Here is a 26191-nt window from a genome sequence, read left to right on the forward strand (position 1 = left end):
TTCCTCCCGATTCAGGCCGATGTGGATTGTGCGGACTGGATGGCCTGCCACACGCGGTGCGGCGTGGCCGGCATCTGCACGTCGCGCACGCCGAGCGGCGCCAGGGCATCGACCAGCGCGTTGATGAACGCCGGTGGCGAACCGATGGCGCCAGCCTCCCCGCAGCCCTTCACGCCGAGCGGGTTGTGCGTGCACGGCGTGCCCTTGGCGGTCTCCACGGTGAAGTCGGGCAGGTCGGCCGCGCGCGGCATGGCGTAGTCCATGTAGGAGCCGGTCAGCAGCTGGCCGCTGTCGGGGTCGTACACGCACTGCTCCAGCATGGCCTGGCCCAGCCCCTGGCCGATGCCGCCATGCACCTGGCCTTCCACGATCATCGGATTGATGATGTTGCCGAAGTCGTCCACGGCGGTGAACTTGACCACCTGCGACTCGCCGGTGTCGGGGTCCACCTCCACCTCGCAGACATAGGCGCCGGACGGGTAGGTGAAGTTGGTCGGATCGTAGAACGCGTTCTCGTTCAGGCCCGGCTCGAGTTTGTCGAGCGGGTAGTTGTGCGGCACGTAGGCGGTCAGCGCCACCTCGCCGAAGGTCTTGGTGCGATCGGTGCCAGCCACGCGGAACACGCCGTCCTGGAACTCGATGTCGGCGTCGGACGCCTCAAGCAGGTGCGCGGCGATCTTCTTGGCCTTCGCCTCCACCTTGTCCAGCGCCTTCATGATCGCCGAGCCGCCCACCGCCAGCGAGCGCGAGCCGTAGGTGCCCATGCCGAACGGCACCCGGCCGGTATCGCCATGGACGATCTCTACCGCCTCCAGCCCGATGCCCAGCCGGTCCGCCACAATCTGCGCGAAGGTGGTCTCGTGGCCCTGCCCATGGCTGTGGGAGCCGGTGAACACGGTGACCGTGCCGGTGGGATGGACGCGGATCTCGCCCACTTCGAACAGGCCCGCCCGCGCGCCGAGCGCCCCGGCGATGTTCGACGGCGCCAGCCCGCACGCCTCGATGTAGCAGGAGTAGCCCAGCCCGCGCAGCTTGCCGCGCTGCTTCGCCGCCTCGCGCCGGGCCGGGAAGCCGGCCACGTCGGCCAGTTCCTCGGCACGCGCCAGGCACGGCTCGTAGTCGCCGGTGTCGTAGGTCAGGCCCACCGGCGTGGCGTACGGGAAGTCGTGGATGAAGTTCTTGCGCCGCAGCGTGGCGGGGTCGATGTTCAGCTCGCGCGCGGCGGTCTCCACCAGCCGCTCGACCACGTAGGTGGCCTCCGGGCGGCCCGCGCCCCGGTACGCATCGACTGGCGAGGTGTTGGTGAACACCGCCTTGACCTCGGCATAGATCGCCGGCGTGGCGTACTGGCCGGCCAGCAGCGTGGCGTAGAGGATGGTCGGCACGCTGCTGGCGAAGGTGGACAGGTAGGCGCCCATGTTCGCCACCGTGTGCACGCGCATGGCCAGGAACTTGCCATCGGCGTCCAGCGCCAGCTCGGCCTTGGTCACGTGGTCGCGGCCGTGCGCGTCGGTCAGGAAGGACTCGGACCGCTCGGCGGTCCACTTCACCGGCCGGCCGATCTTCTTGGACGCCCAGGTCAGCGCCACGTCCTCGGGGTAGAGGAAGATCTTCGAGCCGAAGCCGCCGCCCACGTCCGGCGCGATGATGCGCAGCCGGGACTCCGGCAGCCCGAGCACGAAGGCGCCCATCAGCAGGCGCTCCACGTGCGGGTTCTGGTTCGACACGTAGACCGTGTAGCTGTCGTCCTGGCGCGTGTAGCTGGCGTTGACCGCGCGCGGCTCGATCGCGTTCGGGATCAGCCGGTTGTTGACGATATCAAGCGTGGTCACGTGCGTCGCCTTGCCGAAGGCGGCGTCGGTGGCGGCCTTGTCGCCATGGCCCCAGGTGTAGCAGGTGTTGGCCGGCACGTCGTCGTGGACCAGCGTGGCGGCCGCGGCGGCGTCCGCCGGGCTGACCACGGCGGGCAGCTCCTCGTAGTCGACATCCACCTTCTCGGCGGCGTCACGCGCCTGCTGGAGCGATTCGGCGATGACCAGCGCCACCTGGTCGCCTACGTGGCGGGCCTTGCCGTGCGCGAGTGCGGGGTGGGGCGGTTCCTTCATTGGCGTGCCGTCGATGCTGTGGATCAGCCAGCCGCAGGGCAGGCCGCCTACCTTGTCGGCGGCCATCTCCTCGCCGGTCAGCACGGCAATCACGCCGGGCGAGGCCAGCGCCTCGGTCTTGTCGACGGAGCGGATGCGGGCGTGCGCGTGCGGCGAGCGGACGAAACAGGCGTAGCTCTGGCGCGGCAGGGTCACGTCGTCGGTGTACTGGCCGTTGCCGGTCAGGAAGCGGTAGTCCTCCTTGCGGCGGACCGGCGCGCCGATCAACTTCTCGGGTGCGTTCATGGTCGGCTCCTATTCCGCACTGGCGACGGCCTGGCCGCTGCGCATGCTCGATTGGCCCTGCTGCACGGCGCGGACGATGTTCTGGTAGCCGGTGCAGCGGCACATATTGCCCTCCAGCTGCTCGCGGATGGCCTGGGCGTCGGCGTTGGGGCGCTCGCGCAGCAGCGCGGTGGCGGCCATCACCATGCCCGGCGTGCAGAAGCCGCATTGCAGGCCGTGGCACTCGCGGAACGCTTCCTGCATCGGATGGAGCTGTCCGTCCGGCGCCAGGCCCTCGATGGTGGTGACCTTGGCGCCGTCCGCCTGGAGCGCCAGCATGTTGCACGACTTCACTGCCCGGCCGTCGAGGTGAACGGTGCAGGCGCCGCACTGGGCGGTGTCGCAGCCGACGTGCGTGCCGGTGAGGCGCAGGGTTTCGCGCAGGAACTGGACCAGAAGGGTGTGGGGTTCTACCTGCGCGTCAACGGGCTTGCCATTGACCGTCAGGCGGATCGCAATCGCCATGCTTGTCTCCAATATGGGGTGGACGCGCATGGCCTGCCGCAAAAATCCCGAACGACTGCGCGGGACGGGCCACGACGCGGTACTGCCGCTTGGTTGCTACGGCTATTTCGTGATATTGGTGCTGCCGGGCCTGGGGCCCGGCCTTGCCGGCGGTGCTCGGCGTGGCGAATTCCGCGACGCGGCCGTGAACGATCGGCCAGAACCGGCTCTAACAGTAAATCACAAAACCCCCGGTGCTGCCATGCGGGTTCCCCGGTATGGGGCGGCCCGGCGCACATCGACCCGTCCCCCGGACCATGCAAGCGTTCATCGACTGGCTGTTTGGAACCGTTGCCCTGCCCAGCGTGGGCCTGCCGGCCATCTTCGTGGTCAGCCTGGTCTCGGCCACGCTGCTGCCGCTGGGCTCCGAGCCGGCCGTGTTTGGCTATATCAAGCTCAACCCGGACATGTTCTGGCCGGCCATCCTCGTGGCCACGGTGGGCAATACCGTGGGCGGGGCCATCGACTGGTGGCTCGGCTACGCCGCCAAGCTGGCGCTGGTGCGCTACCGCCAGCGGCGCCAGCACCTGCAGCACGAGCGGGAGCACGCCGAGCATCGCGGCCACCCGGTGAAGAAGCACAAGCCCAAGCTGGACGCCAAATACTTCCGCTGGATGCGCCGGCTGGGCCCGCCCACGTTGTTGCTGTCCTGGTTGCCTGCTATAGGTGATCCATTGTGCACATTGGCGGGATGGCTGCGGCTGCCGTTCTGGCCCAGCCTGGGTTATATGGCGATCGGCAAGTTCTTCCGCTACCTTGTGATGACGGCCAGCCTGATGTGGATTCCGGACTCGTTCTGGCACGGCGTGGGGGAAGCGATCCGTCAATGGTTCTGACCGAACCGCCCCTTATGCCTTGTTGCGGTGCAGCGAAGCGGGCCGTTGCAGTACAATCGCGCTTCAATGAACGACAATCGCGCACTGTCCCCGTGCGCAGCAGGAAGCGGTCCCGCCATGAACGCCCCACTCGTGCTCGATGCCAAGCTCGCCGCACAGGACGCCCCCGCGCGCCTGCGTGAGATCCCCTATAACTACACGTCCTTCTCGGACCGCGAGATCGTTATCCGCCTGCTGGGCGAGGAAGCCTGGCGCATTCTGGATGAACTGCGTGGCGAGCGCCGCACTGGCCGCTCCGCACGGATGCTGTACGAAGTGCTCGGCGACATCTGGGTCGTGCGCCGCAATCCGTACCTCCAGGACGACCTGCTCGAAAACCCCAAGCGCCGCCAGATGCTGGTCAGCGCGCTGCACCACCGCCTGAGCGAGATCGAGAAGCGCCGCGCCGCCGACCGTGCCGAGCACGCCGAGCCGGCCGCCGAGGACCGCTCGCACCGGGTGGAGCAGCTGGTGGCCTTCGCCAAGCAGGCCATCGAGTCGTTCAAGCAGGAATTTGCCGATGCCTACGAGCTGCGCAAGCGCGCGCAACGCGTGCTGGGCAAGGTCACGCAGAAGGACAACATCAAGTTCGATGGGCTGTCGCGCGTCTCGCACGTGACCGACGCCACCGACTGGCGCGTGGAATACCCGTTCGTGGTGCTGACTCCGGACAGCGAGGAAGAGATCGCCGGCCTGGTCAAGGGCTGCTTCGAACTCGGCCTGACCATCATCCCGCGCGGGGGCGGCACCGGCTACACCGGCGGCGCCGTGCCGCTGACGCCGTTCTCGGCCGTCATCAACACCGAGAAGCTCGAGCAGCTGGGCCCGGTCGAGCAGACCGACCTGCCCGGCGTGGACCACAAGGTGGCGACGATCTTCTCCGGCGCCGGCGTGGTCACGCGCCGCGTGGCGGACGCGGCTGACAAGGCCGGCCTCGTCTTTGCGGTGGACCCGACCTCGATCGATGCCTCGTGCATCGGCGGTAACGTGGCGATGAACGCCGGCGGCAAGAAGGCCGTGCTGTGGGGTACCGCGCTCGACAACCTGGCCTGGTGGCGCATGGTCGATCCCGAGGGCAACTGGCTCGAGATCACGCGTCTGGACCACAACCTCGGCAAGATCCACGACGTGCCCGTGGCCACCTTCGAACTGAAGTGGTCCGACGGCAACCGCGCGCCGGGCGACAAGGTGCTGCGCACCGAGACGCTGGCCATCGAGGGCCGCAAGTTCCGCAAGGAAGGGCTGGGCAAGGACGTCACGGACAAGTTCCTGGCCGGCCTGCCCGGCGTGCAGAAGGAAGGTTGCGACGGCATCATCACCAGCGCGCGCTGGATCCTGCACCGCATGCCCAAGCACGTGCGCACGGTCTGCCTGGAGTTCTTCGGCCAGCCGCGCGATGCGATTCCGAGCATCGTCGAGATCAAGGATTACCTGGACGGCGAGTCCAAGCGCGAGGGCGGCGCCATCCTGGCCGGCCTGGAGCACCTGGACGAGCGCTATCTGCGCGCCGTGGGCTACGCCACCAAGAGCCGCCGCAACGCCTTCCCGAAGATGGTGCTGATCGGTGACATCGTCGGCGACGACGAGGACGCCGTGGCGCGCGCCACCTCGGAAGTGATCCGCATGGCCAACGGCAAGAGCGGCGAAGGCTTCGTCGCGGTGAGCCCGGAGGCCCGCAAGAAGTTCTGGCTCGACCGCTCGCGCACGGCTGCCATCGCACGCCACACCAACGCCTTCAAGATCAACGAGGACGTGGTGATTCCGCTGCCGCGGATGGGCGAGTACACCGACGGCATCGAGCGCATCAATATCGAGCTGTCGATCAAGAACAAGCTCAAGCTGGCCGACGAGCTGGAAGCGTTCTTCGCGCGCGGCAACCTGCCGCTGGGCCGCAGCGACGACGCCAACGAGATTCCGAGCGCCGAACTGCTGGAAGACCGCGTGCAGCACGCGCTGACGCTGCTGCGCGAGGTGCGTGCGCGCTGGCGCTACCTGCAGGACCACCTGGACGTGCCGCTCGCCACCGCGCGCGCCGCGCTGATCGGCCACGGCCTGGGCCTGCTCGGCCCGGCGCTCGAGGAGCGCCTGCACCAGCAGCCGGACGCGAACGTGTTCCACCTGCTGCAGGACCGCACCATCCGCGTGAGCTGGAAGAGCGAGGTCCGTGCCGAGCTGCGCAAGATCTTCAATGGCGGCGAGTTCAAGCCGATCCTGGACGAGGCGCAGAAGATCCACAAGCAGGTGCTGCGCGGCCGCGTGTTCGTGGCGCTGCACATGCACGCCGGCGACGGCAACGTCCACACCAACATCCCGGTGAACTCGGACGACTACGCCATGCTGCAGGACGCCCACCGCGCGGTGGCCCGCATCATGGCGCTGGCGCGTTCGCTGGACGGCGTGATCTCGGGCGAGCACGGCATCGGCATCACCAAGCTGGAGTTCCTGACCGAGGACGAGATCGGCGAATTCCGCGCCTACAAGCAGCGCGTGGACCCGCAGGGCCGCTTCAACAAGGGCAAGCTGCTGCCGGGCGCCGACCTGCGCAATGCGTACACGCCGTCGTTCGGCCTGATGGGGCATGAGTCCATCATCATGCAGCAGAGCGACATCGGCGCGATTGCCGAGAGCGTGAAGGACTGCCTGCGCTGCGGCAAGTGCAAGCCGGTGTGCGCCACCCACGTGCCGCGCGCCAACCTGCTGTACAGCCCGCGCAACAAGATCCTGGCCACCTCGCTGCTGATCGAGGCCTTCCTGTACGAGGAGCAGACGCGCCGGGGCGTGTCCATCAAGCACTGGGACGAGTTCTCGGACGTGGCCGACCACTGCACGGTCTGCCACAAGTGCGTGACGCCGTGCCCGGTGAAGATCGACTTCGGCGATGTGTCCATGAACATGCGCAACCTGCTGCGCAAGATGGGCCAGAAGAAGTTCAACCCGGGCACCGCGGCGTCGATGTTCTTCCTGAACGCGACCAACCCGCAGACCATCAACCTGACCCGCACGGCGATGATCGGGCTCGGCTACAAGGCCCAGCGGCTTGGCAACGAGGTGCTGAAGAAGTTCGCCCGCAAGCAGACCCAGCACCCGCCGGCCACGGTGGGCAAGCCGCCGGTGCAGCAGCAGGTGATCCACTTCATCAACAAGAAGATGCCGGGCAACCTGCCCAAGAAGACGGCCCGCGCGCTGCTGGACATCGAGGACAACGAGATCGTGCCGATCATCCGCGACCCGAAGCTGACCACGGCCGAGAGCGAGGCGGTGTTCTACTTCCCGGGCTGCGGCTCGGAGCGGCTGTTCTCGCAGGTGGGGCTGGCCACGCAGGCCATGCTGTGGCACGTGGGCGTGCAGACCGTGCTGCCGCCGGGCTACCTGTGCTGCGGCTATCCGCAGCGCGGCAACGGCCAGTACGACAAGGCCGAGAAGATGGTCAGCGACAACCGCGTGCTGTTCCACCGCGTGGCCAACACGCTGAACTACCTCGACATCAAGACCGTGGTGGTCAGCTGCGGCACCTGCTACGACCAGCTCGCCGGGTATGAATTCGACAAGATCTTCCCGGGGTGCCGCATCATCGACATCCACGAATACCTGCTCGAGAAGGGCGTGAAGCTGGAGGGCGTGACCGGTACGCGCTACATGTACCACGACCCCTGCCACACCCCGATCAAGACGATGGACCCGACCAAGCTGGTCAATGACCTGATGGGCGGGAACGGCGGCAGCGGTGCGGGCAAGATCGAGAAGAACGAGCGTTGCTGTGGCGAATCCGGCACTTTGGCCGTGACGCGCCCGGACATCTCCACGCAGGTCCGCTTCCGCAAGGAAGAGGAAATGCGCAAGGGCGCCGACAAGCTGCGCACGGACGGCTTCACCGGCGACGTGAAGATCCTGACCAGCTGCCCGTCGTGCCTGCAGGGGCTGTCGCGCTACAACGAGGACGCCTCGGTCACGGCCGACTACATCGTGATCGAGATCGCCAAGCACCTGCTGGGCGAGAACTGGCTGCCCGAGTACGTGGCCCGCGCCAACGCCGGCGGTATCGAGCGCGTGCTGGTGTAAGGCAGCCAGCGGACTCCGGCGGATACCATGACGCGACTCCCCAACTGCCCCCTGTGCGAAGCCGATGGCGGCGAACTGGTCTGGATGGGGGATCGCGCCCGCGTGATCCTCGTCGAGCATGAGCGGCATCCCGGCTTCTGCCGCATCGTCTGGAACGACCACGCCGCCGAGCTGACCGATCTGGACGATGCCGACCAGGCCTGGCTGATGCGGCTGGTGGCCCGGGTGGAGCGCACCGTGCGCGAGGTCATGACGCCGGACAAGGTCAACCTGGCCGCGTTCGGCAACATGGTGCCGCACCTGCACTGGCATATCATTCCGCGCTACCGCTGGGACACGCATTTCCCGGAGGCGATCTGGGCGGCGCCCCAGCGCGCGGCGGAGCCGGCGCGCATCGGCGAGCTGGCCCTGCGGCTGCCGACGCTGCGCACCGCGCTGGCCGTCATCCCCTCCGCTGACTGATTGTCTGACTGCGATAACAACCGAGCATGGCTGACTGACCGGAGGGCGGCACGGAACCCGCCACGGGGCGGCGACGTCTGACCTCCGTCGAACAACAACACGCCCGCCGGCCAGAACGGCGGTGGGCCACACCTGCGCCACCATGTCTTCCACACCGTCGTCCGTCACCGTGCCCGGCCCGGCCGTCCCGGCCGAGGCCCTCAAGATCCAGAGCCGGCTGCGCCTGGCGGCCACCTGGGACCTGATCAAGCCTTACTGGAAATCCGAAGACCGCAAGGCGGGGCTGGGGCTGCTGCTCCTGGTTGTCGCGCTCAATCTCGGCATCGTCTATATCAACGTGCTGCTGACCGAGTGGAACCGGGTCTTCTACAACGCCCTGGAACAGCGCGACTTCGTCTCGTTCAAGGAACTGCTGCTGCGATTCTCGTGGATCGCAGCGTGTTTCATCGTGCTGGCAATCTCGCGCCAGTACTACCAGATGATGCTGCAGATGCGCTGGCGGACGTGGATGACCGGCGTCTTCATGCAGCGCTGGCTCGGCCATCAGGCGTACTACCGCATCGAACAGACCCATTCGACCGACAACCCCGACCAGCGTCTGGCCGACGACCTGCGCCAGTTCACCGACGGGGCGCTGACGCTCTCCATGGGGCTGCTGAACTCGGTGGTCACGCTGGTGTCGTTCATCGGCATTCTCTGGGTGGTGTCCGGGCCGATCAGCTTCGTGCTGGGCGGCACAGAGCTGACGATTCCCGGCTACATGGTCTGGTTCGCCGCCGGCTACGCGGTGATCGGCTCGCTGATTGCCCACTTCGTGGGCCGGCCGCTGATCGGCCTCTCTTTCCAGCAGGAGCAGTACGAAGCTAACTTCCGTTTCATGCTGGTGCGCCTGCGCGAGAACAGCGAGCCGGTGGCGCTGTATCGCGGCGAGCCGACCGAGCAGGCCGGGCTGCGCGCCCGCTTCGAACGGATCCGGGCGAACTGGAACCAGCTGATGCGCTACACGCGGCGGCTGACCTTCGTGAACTCGGGCTACGGCCAGTTCGCGATCATCTTCCCGCTGCTGGTGGCCGCGCCGCGCTACTTCTCCGGCAAGCTCACGCTGGGCGGGCTGATGCAGATCAATTCCGCCTTCGGGCAGGTGCAGGGCGCGCTGTCCTGGTTCGTGGACAGCTACGCCACGCTGGTCGGCTGGAAGGCCGCCGCCAACCGTCTGATTGACTTCCAGGACGCCATCCGCGTGGCCGAGCGCCAGGACCTGACGCAAGAGGGTCCGGGCGATATCGAGGTGGTGGTGGCGGAGGGCCAGGACGGCATCGACCTGACCGGCCTCGCCCTGGCGCTGCCGGTGCGCGGCGGCAAGAGCCCGGACGACGAGGGCGTGGATCCGCAACATCCCACCCACCCGCGCCAGCGGCCGCTGGTGGCGCCGTTCTCGCTGTCGATCGGGCAGGGCGAGCGGTGGCTGGTCAGCGGCCCGTCCGGCTGCGGCAAGAGCGTGCTGTTCCGCGCGCTGGCCGGGATCTGGCCTTACGGCAACGGCCGCATCGCCGTGCCGGGCAAGCGCCTGCTGTTCCTGCCGCAGCGCAGCTACCTGCCGATCGGCACGCTGGCCGATGCGCTGGCCTACCCGGACGCCGGCACGGCGCACTCGTGCGAGTCGCTGCAAGACGTGCTGCGCCAGGCCCGGCTGGCCATGCTGGCGAGCCAGCTCGATGTGTTCGATAACTGGTCGCTGCGCCTCTCGCCCGGCGAGCAGCAGCGGCTGGCCTTCGCCCGCGCGCTGCTCCAGAAGCCCGATTTCCTGTTCCTGGACGAGGCCACGGCGGCGCTCGACGAGGAAACCGAGGCCGCCATGTACCAGTTGATGGTCGACAGCCTGCCGGACGCCACCATCGTCAGCATCGCGCACCGCAGTACCGTGGCCGCTTTCCATGACCGGCGGCTGCGCTACGTGCCCGTGGGGCCGACCGGCGAACGCGACGAGAGCGGTGCCGGCCCCCAGAATGGGCAAGGCATGGGCGGTGGAGTAAGCTATCGGGTCGTACAAGACACCCTGGACGCGCTACCCGCGTGACCCTACTATGGCTGGCCTAGAGAAAGACACCCCCCATCCCACCGCGCTGACCGTGCATACGCAGTCGCGCGTGCTGGAAATCGGCTTCGACAATGGCCGCGCGTGGCGCCTGCCGTTCGAGTTGCTGCGCGTGTATTCGCCCTCCGCCGAGGTCCAGGGCCATGGCCCGGGCCAGGAAACGCTCCAGACCGGCAAGCGCGAGGTGGGCATCGCGGCGGTGGAGCCCGTGGGCAACTACGCGATCCTGATCCGCTTCGACGATGGCCACGACACCGGCATCTACTCGTGGGAGCTGCTGTATCGCCTGGGCGACCAGCAGGAAGCGCTGTGGGCCGACTACCTGAAGCGGCTCGAAGCCGCCGGCGTCGACCGCGATGCGCCGATGGCGGCCGGCGGCGGCCATGCCTGCGGCCATCACCACTGAAGCCCCGTCTATATCTATATATATATCCGCACCTGGAGTACCAGACATGAGCGAGACCCACTTCGGGTTCGAGAAAGTCGACGAAACGGAGAAGGCCGGCAAGGTAGCCGGCGTGTTCCATTCGGTCGCGAGCAAGTACGACGTGATGAACGACCTGATGTCCGGCGGCATGCACCGGCTCTGGAAGATGTTCACCATCGCCCAGGCCAATGTGCGCCCGGGCCAGAAGGTGCTGGACATCGCCGGCGGCACGGGCGACCTGGCCAAGGCGTTTGCCAAGCGGGCTGGCCCGACCGGCGAGGTCTGGCTGACCGACATCAACGAATCCATGCTGCGCGTGGGCCGCGACCGCCTGCTCGACAAGGGCGTGGTGACCCCGGTGGCGCTGTGCGACGCCGAGCGGATTCCCTTCCCGGACAACTACTTCGATCTGGTGACGGTGGCGTTCGGGCTGCGCAACATGACCCACAAGGACAAGGCCCTGGCCGAGATGCGCCGCGTGGTGAAGCCGGGCGGCAAGGTCATGGTGCTGGAGTTCTCCAAGGTCTGGAAGCCGCTGGAAAAAGCCTACGATGTTTACTCGTTCAAGGTCTTGCCGTGGCTGGGCGAGCGGGTGGCTGGGGATGCCCCGAGCTATCGCTATCTCGCAGAATCGATCAGAATGCATCCAGACCAGGGTTCACTTGTACGCTTGATGGAACATGCGGGGCTCGAAAAGGTCGAATACTTCAATCTGACGGGCGGAGTGGTGGCGCTCCACGTCGGGCGTAAGTACTAATTCGCCATGTTCGGCCTTGGATGGCCGAAACTGACAGGGGATCGCAGAAAATGTCTTCTTTTCGTGGAAAATTCCTCGCCGCGTCGCTGATCGCGACGCTGGCGCTGGGGGTCGCACTGGACGCCAATGCCAAGCGGCTGGGCGGCTCGCGCAGTGTTGGCAAGCAGTCGTCCTCCGTGACGCAGCAACGCCAGCAGGCGCCGGCCCAGCAATCGCCGACGCAGCAACCGGCCCAGCAACCCAACCAGGCAGCACCGGCCACGGCTGGCGCGGCCGGCGGTGCGGCGGCTGCTGCACCCAAGCGTAACTGGGGCGGCATGCTCGGCGGCCTGGCGGCCGGCCTGGGTCTTGGCTACCTGCTCTCGCACTTCGGGCTGGGCGGGGCGGCTGCCAGCTTCCTGTCGAACCTGATCCTGATCGGCGGCATTGCGCTGCTGGCCTTCTGGCTGATCCGCAAGTTCCGTGGTGGCGCAGCGCGCCGCCAGCAGCCGGCCTACGCCGGCATGGGCAACCAGGGCGGCCAGGGTGGTTTCGGCGGCAATGACCTGTCGCGCACCGCCGAGCCGACCTTCCGTCAGGCCGAGCAGCCGGCGCAACCCGCCTCCTACGGCGGCGCGGCGGCCAACCCGGTAATGGGTGGCGCTGCTGCCGGCGCCGTGGCTGCTGCACCGCAGCAACCGTGGGGCGTGCCGGCTGACTTCGACACCGAAGCCTTCCTGCGCAATGCCAAGGTTCACTACGTGCGCCTGCAGGCCGCCTGGGACGCCGGCAATCTCGAGGACATCCGCGAGTTCACCACGCCGGAAATGTTCGCCGAGATCAAGATGGATCTGGCCGAGCGTGGCGCCGAAGTCAACAAGACCGACGTCGTGACGCTGGATGCCCAACTGCTGGGCATCGAGGACACGCCCACGCAGCACATTGCCAGCGTGCGTTACGCCGGCATGATGCGCGAGCGCGCGGGCGAGCCGGCGCAGCCGTTCGCCGAGGTCTGGAACCTGGCCAAGGCCACCAGCGGCAACGGTGGCTGGCTGCTGGCCGGCATTCAGCAGGAGTCCTGAGCGTAATCTCCCCGCCGCTTCCGCGGATGCGGCGGGCGAGTAGCTTAGAATGGAGGCCCACGCGCGCGTGGGCCTTTTTTATTGCCCGATTTCCGCAGACCGCTCGCCATGAACGCCTTGCCTTCCCCGCTGGCCGCGCCGATCGTCGCCGCACTCAATCACCTGATCGAACAGGAGCCGTGGGCCTGCGCGCTGCTGTCGCCCTTTGCCGGCCGCGTGATCCGTTTCGATGCCGCCGCCTTCGCGCTGGGGCTGAAGGTGACCGAACAGGGCTGCATCGAACAGGCTCCGGTGGCCGAGGCGCCGGCTGTGACATTGCTGGTGCCGTTGCAGCAATGGCCGCTGGTGGTGGCCGACGTGGCCGAGGGCGGGCAGGCCGCCGCGATGCGCCATGTGCGGATCGAAGGCGATGCGGAACTGGCCAACGCCGTGTCCACGCTGGCCCGCAACCTGCGCTGGGACGCCGCCGAAGACCTGTCGCGGGCGCTGCGCGGTGTAATGGGCGGCCCGGTCAGTGACAGCGTGGCGCAACGTGTAGTCGATGGCGCGCGCCAGGTGCACGGCAACGCCACCCGCGTGGGCCGCGCGCTGCTCGACAATGTGACGGAATACCTGCTCGACGAACAACCGACGCTCGTGCGCCACGCCGCGCTGGACGGCTTTGCCGATGACGTGGCGCGACTGCGCGACGACCTCGAACGGCTGGAAAAGCGGCTGGAACGGCTGGAACGCCAGCCGGCCGCGCCGGGCAAGCTGCCGTCCGCGCACCGCTGATGGCCCGGCCGTCGTCCTCTTTCCCTTTTGCCTGCGCCCCCGCCTGCGCGCGTGGCGTGCCTCCGCACCGTAAAGAACCCGCATGACCCGCCTTCTGCGTCTCTGCAAGATCGTCTTTGTCATCCTGTATTACGGGCTCGATGAACTCGTGCTGTCCGGCTTCAAGAGCCGGCGCATCAAGCTGCTGGTGAAGGTCATCACCATCGGCCGCAAGCTGGAGCAGCCGCGCGGCGAGCGCCTGCGGATGGCGCTGACCGCGCTCGGGCCGATCTTCGTCAAGTTCGGGCAGGTGCTCTCCACCCGCCGCGACCTGATGCCTCCCGACATCGCCGACGAACTGGCGATGCTCCAGGACCAGGTGCCGCCGTTCGACCCGGTGCTGGCCGTCAAGATCATCGAGAAGTCGCTCGGCCGGCCGCTCTCGGAATTGTTCGAGAACTTCGAGCACACGCCGGTGGCCAGCGCGTCCATCGCGCAGGTGCACTTCGCCACGCTGCGCGGGGGCCCGAACCATGGCCGCGAGGTGGCCGTGAAGGTGCTGCGGCCCGGCATGCTGCCCGTGATCGACAGCGACCTGGCGCTGATGCGCGACATGGCGACCTGGCTCGAGCGCGTCTGGGTGGATGGCCGCCGGCTCAAGCCGCGCGAGGTGGTGGCCGAGTTCGACAAGTACCTGCACGACGAACTCGACCTGATGATCGAGGCCGCCAACGCGAGCCAGCTGCGCCGCAACTTCATCGACAGCGGGCTGCTGCTGGTGCCGGAAGTGTTCTGGGACTGGTGCACCAGCAACGTGTTCGTCATGGAGCGGATGCACGGCATCCCGATCTCGCGCATGGAGTCGCTGAAGGCGGCCGGCGTGGACATGCACCAGCTGGCCGAGGAGGGCGTGGAGATCTTCTTCACGCAGGTGTTCCGCGACGGCTTCTTCCACGCCGACATGCACCCTGGCAACATCCTCGTGTCGATCCAGCCGGAAACGTTCGGGCGCTATATCGCGCTGGACTTCGGCATCGTCGGCGCGCTGTCCGAGTTCGACAAGAACTACCTCGCGCAGAATTTCATCGCATTTTTCCGACGTGACTACCACCGCGTGGCGCTGCTGCACGTGGAGTCGGGCTGGGTGCCGGCCGAGACGCGCGTGGAGGAGCTGGAGTCGGCCGTGCGCGCCTGCTGCGAGCCGTACTTCGACAAGCCGCTGCGCGAGATCTCGCTTGGCATGGTGCTGATGCGGCTGTTCCAGACCTCGCGGCGGTTCAACGTCGAGATCCAGCCGCAACTGGTGCTGCTGCAGAAGACGCTGCTCAATATCGAAGGGCTGGGCCGGCAGCTCGATCCGGAACTCGATCTCTGGAAGACCGCCAAGCCGTTCCTCGAAAAGTGGATGTACGAGCAGGTGGGCTGGCAGGGCGCCTGGGAGCGGGTCAAGGTGGAGGCGCCGCAGTGGGCCAAGATGCTGCCTGACTTCCCACGCCTGGCGCACCAGTTCCTGGAACGCCGCGCGCTCCAGAACAATGGCGAGCAGGAGCGGCTGCTGGCGCAACTGGTGGTGGAGCAGCGGCGCACTAACCGCCGGCTGTCCACGGCGCTGATGCTGGTTGGCGGTTTCCTGGCCGGCATCGTGCTGGTGCAGGCGCTGGCCTGGGCCGGCTACTGGTAAGCATCGGACGAATACGATGTCTAGCGCCCCGAAACGCGAATTCGAGACCCGCAACGCCGCGGATGCGGCCTTCTGGGACGAGCGCTTTGCGCGGCACTTCACGCCTTGGGACGCCCAGGGGGTACCGGCCGAGTTCGAGACCTTCGCGGCCGGCCTGGCGCCGTGTCCGACCCTGGTGCCGGGCTGCGGCAACGGCTGGGAAGCCGGCTGGCTCTACGCGCGCGGCTGGCCGGTGACGGCCATCGACTTTTCCGCCGAGGCGGTGGCGTCGGCACGGCGGGTGCTCGGGGCTGCCGCCGTGGTGGTGCGGGAGGCGGATTTCTTCGCCTTCACGCCCGAGCCGCCGTGCCAGCTGATCTACGAGCGCGCCTTCCTGTGCGCGCTGCCGCCAGCGCTGCGCCAGCCCTATGCCGACCGCGTGGCGGCGCTGCTGCCGCCGGGCGGATTGCTGGCCGGCTACTTCTATATAGGCGAGACGCGCAGCGGGCCCCCGTTCGCCATGCCCCGCGCCGAACTGAACGGGCTGCTGGCGCCGGCCTTCGAACTGGTGGAGGATCGGCCGTCCGCCGCACCGCTGCCGGTCTTCGCGGCCGGGCAGGAGCGCTGGCAGGTCTGGCGCCGCCGGGCCTGAATCCAGCCCGAGCCGCCCCCGAGCCGTTCCTGAGCCGTTTTCAAGTCGTCCATGCGGCGCTTCCCGCACCGGCGTGGGGATTTCGCCGCGCCCGGGGATTTTTTTTCGACCCGTCGGGTCTGCATCGCTATAATCCGCCGGCATTTCTCCGCAACTTCGGAAATCTGGGATAGGGCAGCGGCATGCTGATCTGGTTCGTCATCGTCTATTGGGTTATCTCGGTCGGCATTGGCCTGTGGGCGGCGCTGCGCGTCAAGGGCACCGCCGACTTCGCCGTGGCCGGCCGCAGCCTGCCGTTCTATATCGTCACCGCCACGGTGTTCGCCACCTGGTTCGGTTCCGAAACCGTGCTTGGCATCCCGGCCGTGTTCCTCAAGGAGGGGCTCTCCGGCGTGGTGTCCGACCCGTTCGGCTCCTCGCTCTGCCTGATCCTGGTGGGCCTGTTCTTCGCCCGGCCGCTGTACCGGATGAACCTGCTGACCATCGGCGACTACTATCACAACCGTTACGGGCGGGTGGCCGAAGTGCTGACCACGCTATGTATCGTGGTGTCCTACCTCGGCTGGGTGGCGGCGCAGATCAAGGCACTGGGGCTGGTGTTCTATACGGTGTCCGACGGCGCGCTGTCGCAGGACGCCGGCATGATGATCGGGGCCGCCAGCGTGCTGGTCTACACGCTGTTCGGCGGCATGTGGTCGGTGGCGGTGACCGATTTCATCCAGATGATCATCATCGTGGTCGGCATGCTCTATATCGGCTACGAGGTCAGCGGGCAGGCTGGCGGCGTGACGGCGGTGGTGTCGCACGCGGCGGCGGCCGGGAAGTTCGAGTTCCTGCCGTCGCTGGACCTGGTGCAGATCATCGGCTTCGCGGCGGCGCTGTTCACGATGATGCTGGGCTCCATTCCGCAGCAGGACGTGTTCCAGCGCGTCACCTCGTCGCGCACCGAGCAGATCGCCGGGCGCGCCTCGGTGCTGGGCGGCGTGCTGTACTTCTTCTTCGCCTTCATCCCGATGTTCCTGGCCTATTCGGCCACGATGATCGACCCCGGCATGGTCGAGAAATACATCAACACGGACTCGCAGCTGATCCTGCCGCAGCTGATCCTGACCCATGCGCCGATGTTCGCGCAGGTGATGTTCTTCGGCGCGCTGCTGTCGGCCATCAAGAGCTGCGCGTCGGCCACGCTGCTGGCGCCGTCCGTGACCTTCGCCGAGAACATCCTGCGGCCGTACTTCCGCCATCTGACCGACAAGCAGTTCCTGCGCGTGATGCAGGCCGTGGTGCTGGTCTTCACGACGCTGGTGACGCTGTTCGCGCTGAATTCGCACCTGTCGATCTTCCACATGGTGGAAAACGCGTACAAGGTGACGCTGGTGTCGTCCTTCGTGCCGCTGGCGTTCGGGCTGTTCTGGAAGCCCGCCACGCGCCAGGGCGGGCTGGCGGCCATCCTGCTGGGGCTGGCGTCGTGGCTGACCTGCGAGGTGGCCTTCGCCGACGCCGCCGTGCCGCCGCAGATGGTGGGCCTGCTGTTCTCGATCAGCGGCATGGTGTTCGGCTCGCTGCTGCCGCAATGGATCAGCGAGCGGCCGGGCGTCAAAGAAGTGCATATTGCTTAACTTCTCGGCCTGAAACTGGGGCCGGCGCCCCGGCGGCGCCCATGAAACGGGCGCCAGGCGCCTCATGGACGACCTGAGGCGCCGTGAATGGCCTCTTTTCCCGGCGGTGGACCGGCCTCCGACAGTTTATAATCCGAGGCTTTGCATCGCCGTGCGGGTGTTTTTCCGCGAATTGCCATTGCAAATGGCCTCCGGCGCTGCCACCTGTTGTTCCCAATCCAGATTTCCGCGAAAAGAACCATCATGCCGATCTATGCCTACCGTTGCGACGCCTGCGGCCACGGGCGCGATGTGCTGCAGAAAATGAGCGATGCCCCGCTCACGGACTGCCCATCCTGCGGCGCTGCCGGGTCCTTCAAGAAACAACTGACCGCCGCCGGCTTCCAGCTCAAGGGCTCGGGCTGGTACGTCACGGACTTCCGTGGCGGCAGCGGCGGCAACAAGGGCGCCAGCGCGCCAGCGGCTACGGGCGGTGCGGCGGCATCGGCCCCGGCGGCCTCGGGCGGTGACTCGTCTGGTTCGTCGGCTTCGTCGTCGTCCACGTCCACGTCTTCGACGCCTTCCGCCCCGGCGGGCGGCAGCGCCAGCGCCTGACCCTCATGGCCAAAACCGTGGTTGCCAAGAAAACCTCCGCCCTCAAGACCTGGTTCCTGACCGGGCTGCTCGTGCTGGTGCCGCTCGGCATCACGCTGTGGGTGCTCAATTTGATCATCGGCACGATGGACCAGAGCATGGCCCTGCTGCCGGTGGCGTGGCAGCCCGAGAACCTGTTCGGGCGCCGCATTCCAGGTCTTGGCGCCATCCTGACGCTGCTGTTCATCCTGCTGGTGGGCGTGCTGGCGCACAACTTCATCGGCCAACGGCTGGTGCGCTGGTGGGAAATGCTGCTCGGCCGCATTCCCGTGGTGGGCCCCATCTACACCAGCGTGAAGCAGGTCTCGGACACGCTGCTGTCGTCGTCCGGCAACGCGTTCCGCAAGGCGCTGCTGGTGCAGTATCCGCGCGAGGGGTCGTGGACCATCGCGTTTCTGACCGGCCGGCCCGGCGGAGACGTGCAGAATCACCTCCAGGGCGAATACGTAAGCGTCTACGTGCCGACCACGCCGAATCCGACCTCGGGCTTCTTCCTGATGATGCCCAAGGCCGACACCATCGAACTCGACATGACCGTCGACGCCGCGCTCAAGTACATCGTCTCGATGGGCGTAGTGGCGCCGACGGAGCTGCCCCGCAAGCCCGGCACGCCGGGCCGCTCGGCGGATGCGGCCGAGGCCGCGGACACCGCCGAAGCGGCGGTTGCGGTCGCCGACTCGAACCCTACTCATTGAATTGCGCGCGGGCCGCCTCGCGGCCGCGCATTACCGGGAATTTCTCCTATGTCCTCCATGCGTACTCACTACTGCGGTCTGGTGACCGAACAACTGATCGGCCAGGAAGTGGCCCTGACCGGCTGGGTACAGCGCCGGCGTGACCACGGCGGCGTGATCTTCGTCGATCTGCGAGACCGCGAGGGCCTGGTGCAGGTGGTTTGCGATCCGGATCGCCCGGAGATGTTCAAGGCCGCCGAAGAGATCCGCAACGAGTTCTGCATCCGCATCACTGGCAAGGTGCGTCCGCGCCCGGCCGGCACGGAGAACGCCAACCTGACCTCGGGCAAGATCGAGGTGCTGTGCCATGAGCTGACCGTGCTGAACCCGTCGGTCACGCCCCCGTTCCAGCTGGACGACGACAACCTGTCGGAAACCACCCGCCTGACGCACCGCGTGCTGGACCTGCGCCGCCCGCAGATGCAGTACAACCTGCGCCTGCGCTACAAGGTGGCCATGGAAGTGCGCAAGTACCTGGATGCGCAGGGCTTCATCGACATCGAGACGCCGATGCTGGGCAAGAGCACGCCGGAAGGCGCGCGCGACTACCTGGTGCCGTCGCGCACGAACCCGGGCCACTTCTTCGCGCTGCCGCAGTCGCCGCAGATCTTCAAGCAGATGCTGATGGTCTCGGGCTTCGACCGCTACTACCAGATCACCAAGTGCTTCCGCGACGAGGACCTGCGCGCTGACCGCCAGCCCGAATTCACGCAGATCGACTGCGAGACGTCGTTCCTCACCGAGCAGGAGATCCGCGACCTGTTCGAGGACATGATGCGCACCGTGTTCAAGAACGCTATCAATGTGGACCTGGACGCCAAGTTCCCGGTGATGGAGTTCCGCGAGGCCATGGCCCGCTTCGGCTCGGACAAGCCGGACCTGCGCGTGAAGCTGGAATTCACCGAGCTGACCGACGTGATGAAGGACGTCGATTTCAAGGTGTTCTCGGGCCCGGCCAACAGCGACAACGGTCGCGTGGTGGGCCTGCGCGTGCCGGGCGGCGGTTCGATCTCGCGTGGCGAAATCGACGCCTACACCCAGTTCGTGGGCATCTACGGCGCCAAGGGCCTGGCCTGGATCAAGGTCAACGAAGTGGCCAAGGGCCGCGACGGCCTGCAATCGCCGATCGTCAAGAACCTGCATGACGCCGCGATTGCCGAGATCCTGAAGCGCACCGGCGCCCAGGACGGCGACATCATCTTCTTCGGCGCCGACAAGGCCAAGGTGGTGAACGACGCCATTGGCGGCCTGCGCCTGAAGATCGGCCATTCCGAGTTCGGCAAGTCGAGCGGCCTGTTCGAGGACGTGTGGAAGCCGCTGTGGGTGATCGACTTCCCGATGTTCGAGTACGACGAGGAAGACGCGCGCTGGGTGGCCATGCACCACCCGTTCACGAGCCCGAAGGACGAGCACCTGCAGTACCTGGAAACCGATCCGGGCAAGTGCATCGCCAAGGCGTACGACATGGTGCTGAACGGCTGGGAAATGGGCGGCGGTTCGGTCCGTATCTACCGCGAGGACGTGCAAAGCAAGGTGTTCCGCGCACTGAAGATCGGCGAGGAAGAGGCACGGTCCAAGTTCGGCTACCTGCTGGACGCGCTGCAATACGGCGCGCCGCCGCACGGCGGCCTGGCCTTCGGCCTCGACCGCATCGTGACGATGATGGCCGGCGCGGATTCGATTCGCGACGTGATTGCCTTCCCGAAGACCCAGCGTGCACAGGATCTGCTGACGCAGGCCCCGTCGGCGGTGGACGAGAAGCAACTGCGGGAGCTGCATATTCGCCTGCGGGCGCAGGAGGCCAAGACTACGGTTTGAGTATTGTCTGACCGTTAGTAAGACCGATGAAGGGGCGCCCGGCTGGGCGCCCTTTTTCTTTTGGGCCCGAGCCAGTCACGTGTGGTGTGCGCACAAAGGTTGGCCGAGTGGCACGGTTCTATTGACTTCGCTCAATGTTGCAGTGGATTGCAATGCCATTGAGGTTCGCAGCCCAGGTAAAACGGCGTAATGTGCGCCGCGCAGCGCAACCACGCTGTGCATGGCTTGAGAACGGAGCAAGGAACCGTGGCGGATTTGAGCAAAGGAAGGACGTCTGATGGCAGCGCCCTGCGCAAGGGGGAAACGGGCCGGCAGGCCTATCGTCTGGAAGTGCCTGGCGCCCTGAGCGCCGCTGCGCTTTCCGTGGTGTCCTTCAAGGCGGTGGAGCGGCTTGGTGAGCCGTATGTGGTGACGGTCGCACTGACCCACCCGCTGGAGCAGGGCCGCGCCGATTACGTTGGGAAGCCGGCCACGTTCGTGATCGATCCCGGGGACGGGACGGAACCCCGCACGTTTGCGGGCTGCATCACACGATTCACCAAGACGGCCGAGACGCGGGACTTCCACGGGTATGAGATAGACCTGGAGCCGCTCGTAGCCCGCTTGCGCCTCACGCGCGCGACCCGCATCTATCAGCACAAGACCGCGCCGGAAACTATCGAGGCCATCCTGCGACGCCATGGCCTGCTCGGCCATCAGTTCGCTTTCAAGCTCCTGCGCAAGTATCCGCAGCACAAGTTCCGTTTCCAGTACCAGATGTCCGATTGGGCATACATTCGGCTGTTGATGGAGCAGGAAGGGATCTATAGCTATTTCATCCCGGGAGAGTTCGGCGAATTTCTGGTGTTCGGCGACGACATTGACCATTACATCTACAAGCCTCAACTGCATGTGCCTTATCGCGAGACGGCGGGGCTGGAATCCGGTGTGGAGGCCGTTCATGGCCTTCGCACACACGCGAAAGCCGTTGCCGAATCGTTTCTGGTGGCCGACTACAACCCCGATCTGGCGTGGGAGCCTATCCAGGGCGAAGCGAACGTCGCGCGCAGTGACAAGACCACCTACGGCCGGCCCTACGTCTTCGGCACGCATCATCTGGACATGGCGGGCGCGAAATGGGAGGCGCAGCTGCGTCATGAAGCGGAGGTTGCCGGCCAGGTGGTCTATGAAGGCGAAAGCAGCGTGCTGGCGCTGCGTCCGGCGCGCATCCTCAGGATGGATAAGGACCTGCCCGACGCACCACACGGGCAGGTCATCATCGAGGTCATTCATAGCGGCGCACGCGATGCGGCCTATCGCAATTCCTTCAAATCGATCCCCTCGGACCGCCGCTTCCGGCTGCCGCTCGATGAAGCCAACTGGCCGAAGATACCGGGCACGCTGAGCGCCCGTATCACGTCGCCAAGCAAGTATCCGTATGCTTACCTGACGCCACAGGGCTATTACACAGTTCGCTTCGAGTTCGACTTCGAGACATGGCCAGGCGGTGGAGAATGCGTGCCGCTGCGCCTGGCGAAGCCGTTCGCCGGCGCGTTCCAGACAGGCTTCCATTTCCCGTTGATCGATGGCACAGAGGCCGCCATCGCGTTCCGGGACGGAAATCCGAACAAGCCGTACATCGCCCATGTCCACCACAACAGCTGCCAGCCCGACCTGATTACCAACCAGGACCGATGGCTGTCACGCAACGTCATCCGCACGCAGCGCGACAACAAGATCGAACTCGAGGATTGGGAGGGGCAGGAACATATCAAACTGTCCACCGAACACTCCGGCAAGACCCAGCTGACGCTTGGCCATATGGTCGACGGCAAGTGGAAGCGGCGTGGCGAGGGATTCGAGTTGCGTACCGACGCGCAAGGCGCGGTGCGCGCAGGCGGCGGCTTGTTCGTGTCGGCGGACATGCAGAAGAAGGCGCTGGGCAAGCAGAACGACATGACGCCTGCGATGGACCAGTTCCAATTGACGCAGGCGCAGGCCCAGGAGTTGGCGCAGGTTGCGCGGGCCGCCCAGGCGGAAGTGGCGGACATGAAAGCCGAGAACCAGTGGCTGAAGGATGAACTGGCGGATCTCAAGCGAGCGGTTATCGCGCTGTCCGCGCCTAACGGTATCGGCCTGGCCACGCCTGACCGCGTGATGGTGGCGGCGGGCAAGGATGTGAGCGTCACGACGTCCAGCCGATTCAACGTCAATGCAGTGCGGAATGTCGCCATCGTGGCCGGAGAAGTGCTGTCGCTGCTCGCGTACCGAATGGGCGTCAAGTTGTTTGCCGTGCGTGGAGACGTGCAGATACAGGCGCAAAGCGGGGCCATCCAGATGGCTTCCGAGAAGGACGCCACCATTACCAGTTCGAACGGGCGCGTCGTCATCGAGGCGAAAGACGAACTGCTGTTCAAGTGCGGAGGGTCCTATCTGCGCCTGACCTGCACGGGCATTGAGGACGCGACACGGGGCGACCGCATCTCAAAGGCCGCCGCACACGTTCGCCAGGGACCGGCCAGCATCCCCGCCGATCTGCCTGTGCTGCCGAAGCCGGCGGCAACGGCATGCGCCCTGGATGCCGCCCGCACCGGCATGCCGTTTGCACGCTTCTAGCCCTCGGGCGCCACGACGACAGATTTTCATGCCACTTGAAGCTCGTAACGCATGGCTGGCGCGGTTCCGCGCCCAGTACACCAACCTGAAGGCCGCGCATCCTCAGGCGCGGCTTTACGCCCTGATCGATACCTCCACGGTCAGCCATCGGGATCAGCTCCGGCTATCGGACGCCCTGAAACGGGTAACCCGTCTTGCGCTGTATAGCGATACCGGACTGGATGACCTCACGGAAACCGGGCCCTTCCTGCTTGCCTGCCCAGAGCCGGACGGTGTGGCGTCCCGCACCCTGTACCACTCGCTCAACAACCTGAGCGTGGACGATTGCCGAACCGTGTCGTGGATATGGACGATACATCCCGCCGCGGCCCTCATCGGGCATCTGCAAACCTTGCTCCACGCACGGCTCGGGCCGGACGATGTGGACGCATGGTTCTTCTTCCATCAAACGGTTTACCTGCCTGTGCTGCATGGCGCGTTGCCTGAGGCGACACGCCGCTACATGTTCGGGCCGGTCTTCGCGTGGTGGTGCCGCGATCCGCGCGGAGAACTGGTCGAGCTTGCTGGCGAAAATCTGCCTTTGCCGCCGGCATGGGACGCCTTTCCCGTACCGAAGGACGTAGTGAGCGCCCTCGATCGAGCCGGCGCACCTGCCCAGGTGCTCGCCTGGCTACAAAAATTCGATCCCTCGCAACTGAATGGGAGCCGTGCCAGTGAGCAGCTGCAGCGCGTCACTTCGCTGGTCGAGAAGGCCATGTCGTATGGCATCGCCGAAAAGGTCGACCTCGGCGTGTATGCCGCCTACGGGCTGCGTTACGGCGCGGCCTACGACGAACATCCCGCGCTGCAGGAAGTACTGACCCCGTTTCGCAAGACAAAGCGCGCCCTGATCGATGCGTACGCCGCGCTGGATGAAGGCGTTTGGCCAGCGGCACGCGAAATTGCCATGAGGCGTGCGGGGGAGCTGGCAACCCAGGCGCATCAGGAAAAGCTGCGCAAGCAGGGTTGCGTGCAGATACGCGTGCGGGTGCTGAATTGCAACCAGTATCGACAACGCGATATTTGCCTGCACTTTGAATGCGGCGGCGTCAGCCAGGTGTCCTCACTGTGCGGCGAACTGCAAGGGACCATGCACGCGCCCGTCGAGATGGACGTCCCCGCCGTAGCGATGCCATTGCCGGGAGCGCAGGCCACTGTCAGATGGATCGCACACTATGCCAATTGGGAATGTGCTGTTGAAGTCGAGGTGACAGGTGAACTTCCCAAGGCCAGGGACACCGGTCTGGCAATCGTCAAATTTGGACCCGGTCGAGGGGTCTCCATCACGCTGCACGCTGAAGACCCGAAGCCGGGCAGCGCAATAAAAGGAGAGTAATTCAGCATGCCACACATCATCATGAAAACGATATCGCTGTCATCCATTGCGCTGCTTCTTGGCGCGTGTGCGTCCGGTAGTGTTTCGACAGAGCCTGCCAAACACGTTGAAGCCGGTTCGTTGAAGAAGGTCGGCGTCCTGATGGTCAACTATACGGACTTCGAGGTTTCAGCCGTGCTCATTGACACCGGCGCCAAAGAGCGTGTCGGGCTTGCGGGACCCGTCCGCGCGCGCGAGTCGGGCGGGGTAGGGCCAGCAAGGTGCTGCTACGAATTACCGAAGCCGGGCGCGCCAATAACGATTTACTGGAAGAGCCCAACCATGGGGGAACACCAGCACATCAAGCGAACGGCTGTGCTGACCGGGCAGGCACCAGCCGACCCCAATCAGTTCTCGCACCTCATCCTCCGGTTCATGAATGATTTTCCCGCGGCCACCATTCAGGCTGAGTACATCTCCGACGAGGAGCTGAAGGCCGGCCGCGCGAGCAAACGTATCGATCCGTTGCTATGGCCGGTCCTGGACCAACTCGCTTCACCCTCGGAACGGGGGATGAAGCAATGAGACGGATTGCATGCGGGCTGATTGTGATGGTGCTGGTCACGCTCGGTGGGTGCGCGATGGGCCAGTCGGGAAGAGATGTCAGGGCGGGGGCGTGGGCCGCGAACTACACCGAGGACTATATCTACGACTACTGGATTCAGACGGTCTCAGGCAAGGACACCGGAGTGGGCGGTATACAGGTTAAGGAATTCTCCAGAGGGGGAACCAGTGGAAGCATATGCTGTTCGCGGATGCCGGGTGTCGGTCAGACGATCAAGGTCGTATGGCGAGTGGGCGGACGTCAGGACGACAAGTCCATGTGGAAAACCTACAGCCGGGATGTCGTCGTGAAAGGGACGATGCCGAAGCCGGGCTACAAGCTGCAGAGCTATCTAGTGGTCCGATTCTTCCCCAATCATGAGATCGAGACGGAATTGCTTTCTGGGGACGGCGATCTAGGCCCCGGAAATCCGCGGATGGACAGAATTTTCTTTGTTGGCCCGCGCGTAATGCGCCAAAAGGGAGAATAACGATGCAAGACTGGTTCACCGATAGCCACGATACTTTCCATCGGGCGCTCAAGACCGCCACGATGCTGCACGACGAAGCGTTCACGACCTGCTCGACCTGCGAGCAGAAGCCGTGGTTCAGCTTTTTTTTTGATGGCACAGGAAACAACCTTAAGTTGGACGAACCGGCGAAGAAGTTGTCCAACATCGCACGGCTCTATGCGGGACACGACGAGGAACGACCGCTGATCTGGAGGTTTTACTACCCAGGCGTTGGCACACCGCTAGATGCCAGTAATCCAAGCTGGTGGGAATGGATTCGCGACAGCGAGACATTGGGCGGGGGAGCCGGATTGGGCGCAGATGCGCGATTAGCGTTGGCCGAGGCAGATCTTCGAGATAGATTGAAAGCCAACCACAAAGTCACCCGCATCGATATCGCCGTATTTGGCTTCTCCCGCGGCGCGGCGCTTGCGCGTGCCTTTGTACACCGGCTGTTGACACAATGCGAGATGCGGCATGGCGCGCCCTTCTGGCCTTGCCGCACAGCAGTCGATGGTGAAGCCGCGCCGCTGCATATCCGGTTTCTGGGTCTGTTCGATACCGTCGAGTCCGTCGGGCTGCCGGGGCA

General features: G+C 65.8%; 21 protein-coding genes. 19 read left to right on the plus strand and 2 right to left on the minus strand.

Features of this window, described 5'->3' with window-relative positions; genetic code table 11:
* Nucleotides 1-11: 11 nt before the first annotated feature.
* Nucleotides 12-2390 (minus strand): xanthine dehydrogenase family protein molybdopterin-binding subunit, encoded by a 2379-nt coding sequence (locus SB751_RS27235; RefSeq protein WP_144203154.1) that lies wholly within the window; start codon nucleotides 2388-2390, stop codon nucleotides 12-14.
* A gap of 9 nt (nucleotides 2391-2399) precedes the next feature.
* Complete coding sequence (locus tag SB751_RS27240; RefSeq protein WP_149136740.1) at nucleotides 2400-2894, minus strand: (2Fe-2S)-binding protein; 495 nt, start codon at nucleotides 2892-2894, stop codon at nucleotides 2400-2402.
* Nucleotides 2895-3190: 296 nt separating this feature from the next.
* Here SB751_RS27240 and SB751_RS27245 point away from each other — a divergent pair, with 296 nt between their 5' ends.
* From SB751_RS27245 to SB751_RS27335, 19 genes are all read left to right on the plus strand, one after another.
* A complete protein-coding gene (locus SB751_RS27245; RefSeq protein WP_144203160.1) occupies nucleotides 3191-3769 on the plus strand; it encodes a YqaA family protein in 579 nt (192 codons plus the stop codon).
* 117 nt (nucleotides 3770-3886) lie between these two features.
* The gene (locus tag SB751_RS27250; protein ID WP_211943974.1) at nucleotides 3887-7867 is read left to right on the plus strand and encodes a DUF3683 domain-containing protein; all 3981 of its coding nucleotides are present in this window, start codon (nucleotides 3887-3889) and stop codon (nucleotides 7865-7867) included.
* A gap of 27 nt (nucleotides 7868-7894) precedes the next feature.
* On the plus strand, nucleotides 7895-8329 hold the full coding sequence (locus tag SB751_RS27255) for an HIT family protein (protein WP_144203166.1): 435 nt from the start codon (nucleotides 7895-7897) through the stop codon (nucleotides 8327-8329).
* Between the two features lie 142 nt (nucleotides 8330-8471).
* Entirely contained in the window at nucleotides 8472-10406 is a 1935-nt protein-coding gene (locus tag SB751_RS27260; RefSeq protein ID WP_144203169.1) for an ABC transporter ATP-binding protein/permease, read from the plus strand.
* A 7-nt stretch (nucleotides 10407-10413) separates the two neighbouring features.
* Nucleotides 10414-10830: a gamma-butyrobetaine hydroxylase-like domain-containing protein gene (locus SB751_RS27265; protein WP_144203171.1), complete on the plus strand. Its 417-nt coding sequence runs from the start codon at nucleotides 10414-10416 to the stop codon at nucleotides 10828-10830.
* Nucleotides 10831-10876: 46 nt separating this feature from the next.
* Nucleotides 10877-11608 (plus strand): bifunctional demethylmenaquinone methyltransferase/2-methoxy-6-polyprenyl-1,4-benzoquinol methylase UbiE, encoded by a 732-nt coding sequence (ubiE, locus tag SB751_RS27270; protein ID WP_144203174.1) that lies wholly within the window; start codon nucleotides 10877-10879, stop codon nucleotides 11606-11608.
* 50 nt (nucleotides 11609-11658) lie between these two features.
* Entirely contained in the window at nucleotides 11659-12669 is a 1011-nt protein-coding gene (locus SB751_RS27275; RefSeq protein ID WP_144203177.1) for a Tim44 domain-containing protein, read from the plus strand.
* Between the two features lie 108 nt (nucleotides 12670-12777).
* Nucleotides 12778-13443, plus strand: coding sequence for an SCP2 domain-containing protein (locus tag SB751_RS27280; RefSeq protein WP_144203180.1), 666 nt, complete (start codon nucleotides 12778-12780; stop codon nucleotides 13441-13443).
* A gap of 82 nt (nucleotides 13444-13525) precedes the next feature.
* The gene (gene ubiB, locus SB751_RS27285; protein ID WP_144203182.1) at nucleotides 13526-15103 is read left to right on the plus strand and encodes a ubiquinone biosynthesis regulatory protein kinase UbiB; all 1578 of its coding nucleotides are present in this window, start codon (nucleotides 13526-13528) and stop codon (nucleotides 15101-15103) included.
* Between the two features lie 16 nt (nucleotides 15104-15119).
* On the plus strand, nucleotides 15120-15734 hold the full coding sequence (locus SB751_RS27290; RefSeq protein ID WP_313818779.1) for a methyltransferase domain-containing protein: 615 nt from the start codon (nucleotides 15120-15122) through the stop codon (nucleotides 15732-15734).
* 182 nt (nucleotides 15735-15916) lie between these two features.
* A complete protein-coding gene (locus SB751_RS27295) occupies nucleotides 15917-17353 on the plus strand; it encodes a sodium:solute symporter family protein (RefSeq protein ID WP_144203188.1) in 1437 nt (478 codons plus the stop codon).
* Between the two features lie 243 nt (nucleotides 17354-17596).
* On the plus strand, nucleotides 17597-17947 hold the full coding sequence (locus SB751_RS27300) for an FmdB family zinc ribbon protein (protein ID WP_144203191.1): 351 nt from the start codon (nucleotides 17597-17599) through the stop codon (nucleotides 17945-17947).
* A gap of 17 nt (nucleotides 17948-17964) precedes the next feature.
* Nucleotides 17965-18681, plus strand: coding sequence for a DUF502 domain-containing protein (locus SB751_RS27305; protein WP_144203193.1), 717 nt, complete (start codon nucleotides 17965-17967; stop codon nucleotides 18679-18681).
* A gap of 48 nt (nucleotides 18682-18729) precedes the next feature.
* Nucleotides 18730-20538: an aspartate--tRNA ligase gene (aspS, locus tag SB751_RS27310; protein WP_144203196.1), complete on the plus strand. Its 1809-nt coding sequence runs from the start codon at nucleotides 18730-18732 to the stop codon at nucleotides 20536-20538.
* A 246-nt stretch (nucleotides 20539-20784) separates the two neighbouring features.
* Nucleotides 20785-23133 (plus strand): type VI secretion system Vgr family protein, encoded by a 2349-nt coding sequence (locus SB751_RS27315; protein WP_410748750.1) that lies wholly within the window; start codon nucleotides 20785-20787, stop codon nucleotides 23131-23133.
* 28 nt (nucleotides 23134-23161) lie between these two features.
* Complete coding sequence (locus SB751_RS27320) at nucleotides 23162-24508, plus strand: DUF4123 domain-containing protein (RefSeq protein WP_313818783.1); 1347 nt, start codon at nucleotides 23162-23164, stop codon at nucleotides 24506-24508.
* Between the two features lie 6 nt (nucleotides 24509-24514).
* A complete protein-coding gene (locus tag SB751_RS27325; RefSeq protein ID WP_144203205.1) occupies nucleotides 24515-25072 on the plus strand; it encodes a DUF3304 domain-containing protein in 558 nt (185 codons plus the stop codon).
* A complete protein-coding gene (locus tag SB751_RS27330; protein ID WP_246119050.1) occupies nucleotides 25069-25581 on the plus strand; it encodes a DUF3304 domain-containing protein in 513 nt (170 codons plus the stop codon). Before SB751_RS27325 ends, SB751_RS27330 begins: the two co-directional genes overlap by 4 nt.
* A gap of 2 nt (nucleotides 25582-25583) precedes the next feature.
* Nucleotides 25584-26191 (plus strand): phospholipase effector Tle1 domain-containing protein (locus SB751_RS27335; RefSeq protein WP_410748751.1); only part of this gene is annotated, 608 nt, incomplete at its 3' end.

The sequence above is a fragment of the Cupriavidus sp. SIMBA_020 genome, from assembly GCF_046535395.1.
GTDB classification, from domain to species: Bacteria; Pseudomonadota; Gammaproteobacteria; order Burkholderiales; family Burkholderiaceae; genus Cupriavidus; species Cupriavidus campinensis.